We start from the raw sequence: 7,196 nt of genomic DNA, 5'->3' as shown, positions 1-7,196 counted from the left end.
CCAGCGGACCCACGCTGTCGCGCCGCGAGTCTTCGCCCCCGCCCTGGCGAGCAGATATGGGGGATGCCACTGCGCACACCGTCCGAGGATTGGCTCATCCTCTGGCACTATCGCGACAACCAACAAACAGCCGCTGTGCTGTACATCGGCCCCAACTTCGTCCGCTGACCTGCGGCCCGCGAGACCAGCCGACCCGGTGTCACCCGCCGATCACTCGTCGCGGCCTGGCTCGCCGAAAACTCGACAACAACGACCACACCGCAGCGTGATCGAACGCCAGTCTTGCGACATCCGCCGGTCAGTACGACGCCGACGTGCCGTCGCACCAGCCGGAGTAGGCGTTGATCCCGGCGCCGGCCATGCTGGCGGTCACGGTGCCGGCGTTATCGCGCAGCTCCTGTGCACACCCCGGCAGTTCGAGTGCCTTGTCGCGCTGGGCGTCGGCCAGCTGCTGACAACTCGACGGATCGGTCACCGGCCACGACCCGCCAAGGATCATCATCGAGTACTGCCGAGTCGGCATCGACGTCGGCGCGCTGACCCCTACCACCACTTCACCCCCAGCACCGCGCACGCATTCATCGGGCCGCCAAGTGAGCCAATCGCGTCCTGGAGGAGCACATCATCCGAGTTGTAGTAACGACCGGTCGAGCCCGCCAGATCGAGCGCCAACAATTTCGAGTCGTCCACCACGCGCTGTAGTGAACGGCGAAAAAACGGGTCAGCATTAGGGTGGGCATCGATGAGTGGCTGCATCTTCGCCACCCACTCCTTGGTTGCCGCGGTGTAGACCGGGAGTGCTGCGACGCGCTCCTGCGAATCGGGTGGGCCACTCTTGTCCAATCGCCCCATAATCTGACGGCTTTCGCCCATGAGTGGGGCGATCGCCTCACACAGCGCCTTATCCGCCGCGGTGGTATCAGCGGCCGGTGCGGCGGCGGATGCGTCACCGGCCGGGGCCGGGCGCAACACGGCTATCAGTGACAACACCAACGCCGCGGCGGCCAGCACGGTGGCCAGCAACGCCAGCCAGGAAACCCGCCGCCGCGGCCGCCACGACAGCGGGGCCGGCTGCCAACCCGGTGGCGGTTGGGGCAGCGCACCGCCGGTGGGGATCGGCCCCGCCGGGCTGGGTCCCTCCGGTGTCATCGACATCCCCCAGCTTAACGCCCCTATCCGACCCGCAGGGCACAAACTCCACCGCACCCCCGCCCCGCGATCCGGCCCCGGCTCGGTCGTAACCCCCTGCCCCACCGGCTGATTCGACCCCGCTGGGCGAAATCTGTGTCCAACCACCCGAGTTGGGCGTGCTAACGCCGAAATCAGCCCGGCACGGCAAACAACCCAGCCGCCGCCGGGGCGTATCGGGGCCCGGCCCGGCTCCCACCGCTGGGCCAGATCCCGTCGCGTTATCGTCACTGTGACGGAAAATGCTGTGGGGGTTCATAGTTGGCATCAGCGTCGGCGAACAGATCACTGCGCATCGCATCCACCCCATCGGTCCCCGACGCCAGCATCGTGTTCAACCGCTTCTCCAACTCCAGATTCGTCAACACCTCACCGACCGCATCAGCGATCCGCAACTCCAACAACCGGCCGTCAAAACCCAGCACACACGAGATCAACCCATCCGGATCATCAACCCCGGCCCGCAGACCGTCAAGCTCGGCGATCAACTTGTCCAGATGCGCCAACGTGGCCGCCGTCTCGGCCTTGCTGTAGGCCACCTTGTCGGCGTCGCTGAGCCTGCCGAAAAACTCATCGCCACCGGCCGGCGAGCTCACTGCTTCGGCGGGCGGGTCACGAGCCGACGCACCACCGGGGCCGGCGGCTCATCCGGCGGCGGATCATCGACCGGCGGCTTGTTGGCCGCACTGGCCGCGGTCAGCCGATTGGTGTCCACCCGGCCCGTCACATCCTCGGTGTGCGGGACATCGCGGGTGACAACCTTGCGCTGCGGGCCGGCACCACCCTGGCCGGGAACCTTCGTCAGGTGAGCACGCATCCACCAGCCAGTCCGGCCAGCGGACACGACGGCCTTCCTGGCATGCGGGCCGGTTCGGGCTCCCCGTACGAGGCGACCATCGGGTTCTCCCGCGCGGTCCGGGTGGGCACGCGCGTCGTGATTTCCGCGACCGAGCCGGTCTGGTCGAGTGCGTCGACGCAGTCGATGGTGAGCTGTTCGCCGCAGACGTGCGGCCCGCGGCGAGCATGGTCGTCGCCGCCGGGTTGCTCGATCGTCGGTGGAAAGTCGAGATCGAAGCCGGAGCCGAGACCGCCCAGGAAGCGGTGACGGGCTCTGCCCCCTAATTAGCGGGCCTTCGTGATCTGATCGCCCAGACCGGACACCAAAGCCGTTTACGTGAACGTTTACGTGTTGGTAGACTCGGCGTCATGTTGCGTGTGAGTGAGCGGACCCGTGAGCGGGTGTTGCAGGTCGGGCGGGACGAGTTCGGTGGGGCGTCGGCGGATGAGACCGTTCGGCGGCTGCTTGACGAGCATTGGCGAGCCGCCGCCGTTGCCGCGGTGCGTCGGTACCGCGGTAGCGATCCGCACGGCTGGTCGGACTATCTCGGTGAGGCCGACCAGTGGGCGGGTGTTGAGGCGCCGGTCGCTGATGATTGGGACCGGTGAGCCCGCCGCGGGTCGAGCCTGGGCAGGTCTGGTTTGTCGACTTCGACCCGGTACGCGGTCGTGAGCAGGGTAGGGATCGACCTGCTTTGGTCGTATCGTCACCGTTTCATCTCAACCTGACGATGGGGCAGTTGGTTTGTGTGCTGCCGCTGACCAGCGTTGACCGCCCAGGCTGGATTCACCGTGTACACATCGAAGCCGGCGGCGGCTGGGTCATCACCGAGCAAATCCGTACCGTGGCTGCTGAGCGATTCCGCCGGTATGCACCTGAGATCCAGCTCACCGGGGCCGAACTCGGCCAAGTACACCGCATCCTTGCCCAAATGCTGACGGTTGCCCTGGACTGATCCTTCACGGGCAACGGCCACGGTGACTTTCATCCGTGCCGAGGTTCGCATCGACAGCCGGCTTATCGATCCGCCAGCCCGGCCACCGCGACCATCGCCGCGGTGATCCGGTCGATCTCGTCCGGCGTGCAGATCAGCGGCGGCATGGCGTAGACCAGGTTGCGGAACGGCCGCAGCCAGACGCCGCGGCTCAGCGCGGCCGGGGTGGCGACGACCAGGTCCACCGGCCGGTCGCACTCGATCACCCCGATGGCGCCGACGACCCGCACGTCGGTCACCCCGGGCAGTGACCGGGCCGGCTCCAGCCCGGCTCGCAGTCCGGCTTCGATCCGCTGCACGGTCGTCCGCCAGTCCTGGCCGAGCAGCAACTCCACACTGGCCACCGAGACCGCGCAGGCCAACGGGTTGGCCATGAACGTCGGCCCGTGCATCAGCGCCCCGGCCAGCCCGGTTCCGATGGTGTGCGCGACCTCGGTGCCGCACAGGGTGGCCGCCAGCCCGAGGTACCCGCCGGTGAGCGCCTTGCCGACGCAGATGATGTCCGGGCTGACCCCGGCGTGGTCGGCGGCGAACAGCTCGCCGGTGCGGCCGAAGCCGGTGGCGATCTCATCGAAGATGAGCAGCACCCCGTGGCGGCGGGTGATCTCCCGCAGGTCGGTCAGGTAGCGCGGATCGTGGAACCGCATCCCGCCGGCGCCCTGCACCACCGGCTCGACGATCACCGCGGCCAGCTCGTCGGCGTGCTCGGCGAGCTGCGCCTCGAAGGCCGCGCTGTAGGCCGGGTCGTAGGCGGCCGGCACCTGCGGGGCGAAGACCTGCTCGGCCAGGGTGTCCTGCCAGAGCGCGTGCATGCCGCCGTCCGGATCGCAGACGCTCATCGCGGCGAAGGTGTCGCCGTGGTAGCCGCCCCGCCAGGTCATCAGCCGCCGCTTGCCCGGCTTGTCCCGGCCGCGCCAGTACTGCATCGCCATCTTCACCGCGACCTCGACCGCCACCGACCCGGAGTCGGAGAAGAAGACGGTGTCCAGCCCGGCCGGGGTGATCTGCACCAGCAGCTGGGCCAGCCGGGCGGCGGGCTCGTGGGTCAGCCCGCCGAACATGACGTGATTCAGCACGCCCAGCTGTGCGGTGAGCGCGGCGTCCAGCACCGGGTGGCCGTGGCCGTGGATCGCGGTCCACCACGAGCTCATCGCGTCCAGCACCGGCCGCTGCTCGCCGTCGACGACAACGGTCAGCCAGGCGCCCCGCGCGCCGACCGCTACCACCGGCGCCGGATCGGCCGCACCGATCGTGCTGTACGGATGCCACAGGTGGGCGGCGTCGACCGCGCTGATCTGATCGGGGCTCAGCCGGGGCATGAACACCGAGGCTAGGAGCGTGGGCCGAGAACACGTCGACCGGGGGTATCCGGTTGACGATCGCGGGCACGCTCGAGGCGCATCCGCAGCCGTTGAGGTTGCACCCAGGGCTGCTCAACGCCGAAGACCGCAGCCCTGACCGCAAGATCAACATCGACTGCGCCCAGCTGCGCGGGCAGGGCCACCAAATCCGTTCCCGGCCCCCTCCGCCAGGCCGGGTCGCAGCGTCGCCGACGGCGCCCGGCGGTGACCGGTCCGCATCGCGAGACCCAGGTCACACCGTCGCGCCGGGTCCGGTAACCGTCGGGTCACAGTACGGACAAACCGGCCTTCTCGTGGTGCGCCGGCCGGCTTGGCGCCGGTACCGTCTGTGACAGAAGTGATCAGAGTTGCTGAAGAGATGGTTGGTGACCAAGCTTCAGCCGAGAGGGGATTTCCAGAATGAAGCGCATCCATGCCGTCACCGCCGCCGTGGCCCTGTCCGTGGCCCCGATGCTGATCGGCCCCGGGCTGGCCGCCGCCGACCAGCGCACCCAGCCGGCCGGAACCGCGAAGCCGATCGACTACGTCATCCAACGCGCGCTCTCCCAGCGCGGCGTGCCGTACGTCTACGGCGGTGGCACCACCACGGGTCCGACCAACGGCAGCCGCGCGGCCAGCGCCCTCGCCGCTCCGGGGGTCGCCGCGGTCGCGGAGAGTGCCCCGGCCGCCGAGCTGGCCCCGACCGTCGTCCCGGTCCCGGGCGCGACCGTCCCGGGTGCCGTTCCCGGCATCGCCCCCGGCGCCCTGGCGTCGCCGGCCACCGTCGGTTTCGACTCGTCCGGCCTGATCCAGTACGCCTTCGCCGCCGCCGGCATCAAGATGCCGCGCACCTCCGGCGAGCAGTGCAACGTCGGCCGCAAGGTGCCGCCGGCTCAGGCTCGCCCCGGTGACCTGATCTGCTTCGGACCGGGCGGCAGCCAGAGCGTGGCGCTGTACCTGGGCAACAACCAGATGATCGAGGGCACCGAGCCCGCGGTCACCGTCTCCCGGGTGCGCACCCGCTCGATGGTCCCCTACCTGACCCGCGTCATCGAGTCCTGACCTCAGGCTTTCCCGACCCTCGGCGCACCGGCGCACGAGGAGTCCCGGTTCGGCGGGCGGATTCGGTAAATTGTCGGGCGATCATGTTTGCCCTGTTCGCGCCCCGGCCCGCACCGCCGTCCACCCCGGAGCCCGTGCCCGTTGCCACGTCCGCCCGCGGCAACGGGTTCTACCGGCACGACCTGGACGGTCTGCGCGGGGTCGCCATCGCCCTGGTCGCCGTCTACCACATCTGGTTCGGCCGGGTCTCCGGCGGCGTCGACGTGTTCCTGGCGCTGTCGGGTTTCTTCTTCGGCGGCAAGCTGCTGCGCACCGCGCTCAACCCGGCCTCGTCGCTGGCGCCGATGCCGGTGCTGACCCGGCTGGTGCGCCGGCTGCTGCCGGCCCTGGTGGTCGTGCTGGCCGCTTCGGCGGTGCTGACCGTCTGGATTCAGCCGCAGACCCGCTGGGAGACGTTCGCCGACCAGAGCCTGGCCAGCCTGGGCTACTACCAGAACTGGGAGCTGGCCAACACCGCCTCGGATTACCTGCGGGCCGGCGAGGCGGTCAGCCCGCTGCAGCACAACTGGTCGATGTCGGTGCAGGGCCAGTTCTACCTCACGTTCCTGGCGCTGATCTTCGGCTTCGCCTACCTGCTGCGCCGCCCGCTCGGCGCGCGGCTGCGGCCCGCGTTCGTGGTGCTGCTCGGCACGCTGACGGTGGCCTCGTTCTGGTACGCGATCGTGGCGCACCAGGCCAACCAGGCCACCGCCTACTACAACAGCTTCGCCCGGGCCTGGGAGCTGCTGCTCGGCGCGCTGGCCGGGGCGCTGGTCCCCTACATCCGCTGGCCGCTGTGGCTGCGGACGGTGGCCGCCGGCATCGCGGCGGCGGCGATCCTGAGCTGCGGCGCGCTGATCGACGGCGTCCGGGAGTTCCCCGGCCCGTGGGCGCTGGTGCCGATCGGGGCGACGGTGCTGTTCGTCCTGGCCGGCGCGAACCGGCACGCCCACCCGTCCACCCGCGACCGGCTGCCCTGGCCGAGCCGACTGCTGGCGGCCGGCCCGCTGGTCACCCTGGGCGCGATGGCCTACGCGCTGTATCTGTGGCACTGGCCGCTGCTGATCTTCTGGCTCTCCTACACCGGCCACCGGCACGCGAACCTCGTCGACGGCGCGGCGATCCTGGCGGTCTCCGGGGCGCTGGCCTACCTGACCAACCGCTACGTGGAGAACCCGCTGCGTGACCGGTCCCCGGCCGGCCCGGGGCCCACCCCGGTGCTCACCATCCCGTGGCACCAGCCGTCGACCGCCGCGAGTCGCTGGTCCGGCTGGTACCGGCAGCTGCGCCGCCCGACGATCGCGCTCGGCTCGACGGTGGCGCTGCTGGGTGTCGCGCTGACCGTCACATCGTTCAGCTGGCGCGAGCACGTCACCGTGCAGCGCGCGTCCGGCAAGGAACTGGTCGGCCTCAGCCGGGACGACTACCCCGGAGCCCGTGCGCTGGTCAAACACACGCGGGTGCCCAAACTGCGGATGCGGCCGACCATCCTGGAAGCCAAGAAGGACGTGCCGTCGTCCACTCCGGACGGCTGCATCAGCACCTTCACCAATCCGGCGCTGATCACCTGCGACTACGGCGACACCGACGCCGCTCGCACCATCGCGCTGGCCGGCGGATCACACGCCGAGCACTGGCTTCCGGCCCTAGACCTACTCGGCCAGAGGCACCACTTCAAGGTCAAGACCTACCTGAAGATGGGCTGCCCGTTGTCCACCGAGAAGGTCCCGCTGAT

9 protein-coding genes are annotated in these 7,196 nt (G+C 69.7%); 4 read left to right on the top strand and 5 right to left on the bottom strand.

Annotated elements, in window-relative coordinates; all coding sequences use genetic code 11:
* Window positions 1-298: 298 nt before the first annotated feature.
* From AC2VNT_RS13055 to AC2VNT_RS13040, 4 genes are all read right to left on the bottom strand, one after another.
* The gene (locus tag AC2VNT_RS13055; protein WP_486947267.1) at window positions 299-550 is read right to left on the bottom strand and encodes a hypothetical protein; all 252 of its coding nucleotides are present in this window, start codon (window positions 548-550) and stop codon (window positions 299-301) included.
* On the bottom strand, window positions 544-1,023 hold the full coding sequence (locus AC2VNT_RS13050; RefSeq protein WP_486947266.1) for a hypothetical protein: 480 nt from the start codon (window positions 1,021-1,023) through the stop codon (window positions 544-546). Before AC2VNT_RS13050 ends, AC2VNT_RS13055 begins: the two co-directional genes overlap by 7 nt.
* Before the next feature lie 392 nt (window positions 1,024-1,415).
* Window positions 1,416-1,784 carry a hypothetical protein gene (locus tag AC2VNT_RS13045; RefSeq protein ID WP_486947265.1) on the bottom strand — a complete coding sequence of 123 codons (369 nt, stop codon included), beginning with the start codon at window positions 1,782-1,784 and terminating at the stop codon, window positions 1,416-1,418.
* The gene (locus AC2VNT_RS13040; protein ID WP_486947264.1) at window positions 1,781-2,005 is read right to left on the bottom strand and encodes a hypothetical protein; all 225 of its coding nucleotides are present in this window, start codon (window positions 2,003-2,005) and stop codon (window positions 1,781-1,783) included. The genes AC2VNT_RS13045 and AC2VNT_RS13040 overlap by 4 nt, the downstream gene beginning before the upstream one ends.
* 389 nt (window positions 2,006-2,394) lie before the next feature.
* Here AC2VNT_RS13040 and AC2VNT_RS13035 point away from each other — a divergent pair, with 389 nt between their 5' ends.
* Window positions 2,395-2,634: a hypothetical protein gene (locus AC2VNT_RS13035; RefSeq protein ID WP_486947263.1), complete on the top strand. Its 240-nt coding sequence runs from the start codon at window positions 2,395-2,397 to the stop codon at window positions 2,632-2,634.
* Entirely contained in the window at window positions 2,631-2,981 is a 351-nt protein-coding gene (locus AC2VNT_RS13030; RefSeq protein ID WP_486947262.1) for a type II toxin-antitoxin system PemK/MazF family toxin, read from the top strand. Before AC2VNT_RS13035 ends, AC2VNT_RS13030 begins: the two co-directional genes overlap by 4 nt.
* Window positions 2,982-3,043: 62 nt before the next feature.
* On the opposite strand, the gene AC2VNT_RS13025 is transcribed toward AC2VNT_RS13030, so the two are convergent.
* Entirely contained in the window at window positions 3,044-4,339 is a 1,296-nt protein-coding gene (locus AC2VNT_RS13025; RefSeq protein WP_486947261.1) for an adenosylmethionine--8-amino-7-oxononanoate transaminase, read from the bottom strand.
* Window positions 4,340-4,780: 441 nt separating this feature from the next.
* Between AC2VNT_RS13025 and ripD the strand changes: the two genes are divergently transcribed.
* Window positions 4,781-5,422 (top strand): NlpC/P60 family peptidoglycan-binding protein RipD, encoded by a 642-nt coding sequence (gene ripD / locus AC2VNT_RS13020; protein WP_486947260.1) that lies wholly within the window; start codon window positions 4,781-4,783, stop codon window positions 5,420-5,422.
* Between the two features lie 83 nt (window positions 5,423-5,505).
* Window positions 5,506-7,196: acyltransferase family protein (locus AC2VNT_RS13015; protein ID WP_486947259.1), on the top strand; the 1,691-nt coding region annotated here is incomplete at its 3' end.

It is taken from the genome of Mycobacterium sp. TH-M15, from assembly GCF_057473705.1.
The sequence above is the reverse complement of the archived record's forward strand: the minus strand, read 5'-3'. Positions and strand labels throughout refer to the sequence as shown.

Excerpts from the sequence above, each read along its gene's own strand:
- AC2VNT_RS13040 (WP_486947264.1), bottom strand. The coding sequence starts at position 2,005 with ATGCGTGCTCACCTGACGAAGGTTCCCGGCCAGGGTGGTGCCGGCCCG.
- AC2VNT_RS13035 (WP_486947263.1), top strand. The coding sequence starts at position 2,395 with ATGTTGCGTGTGAGTGAGCGGACCCGTGAGCGGGTGTTGCAGGTCGGG.
- AC2VNT_RS13025 (WP_486947261.1), bottom strand. The coding sequence starts at position 4,339 with ATGCCCCGGCTGAGCCCCGATCAGATCAGCGCGGTCGACGCCGCCCAC.
- ripD (WP_486947260.1), top strand. The coding sequence starts at position 4,781 with ATGAAGCGCATCCATGCCGTCACCGCCGCCGTGGCCCTGTCCGTGGCC.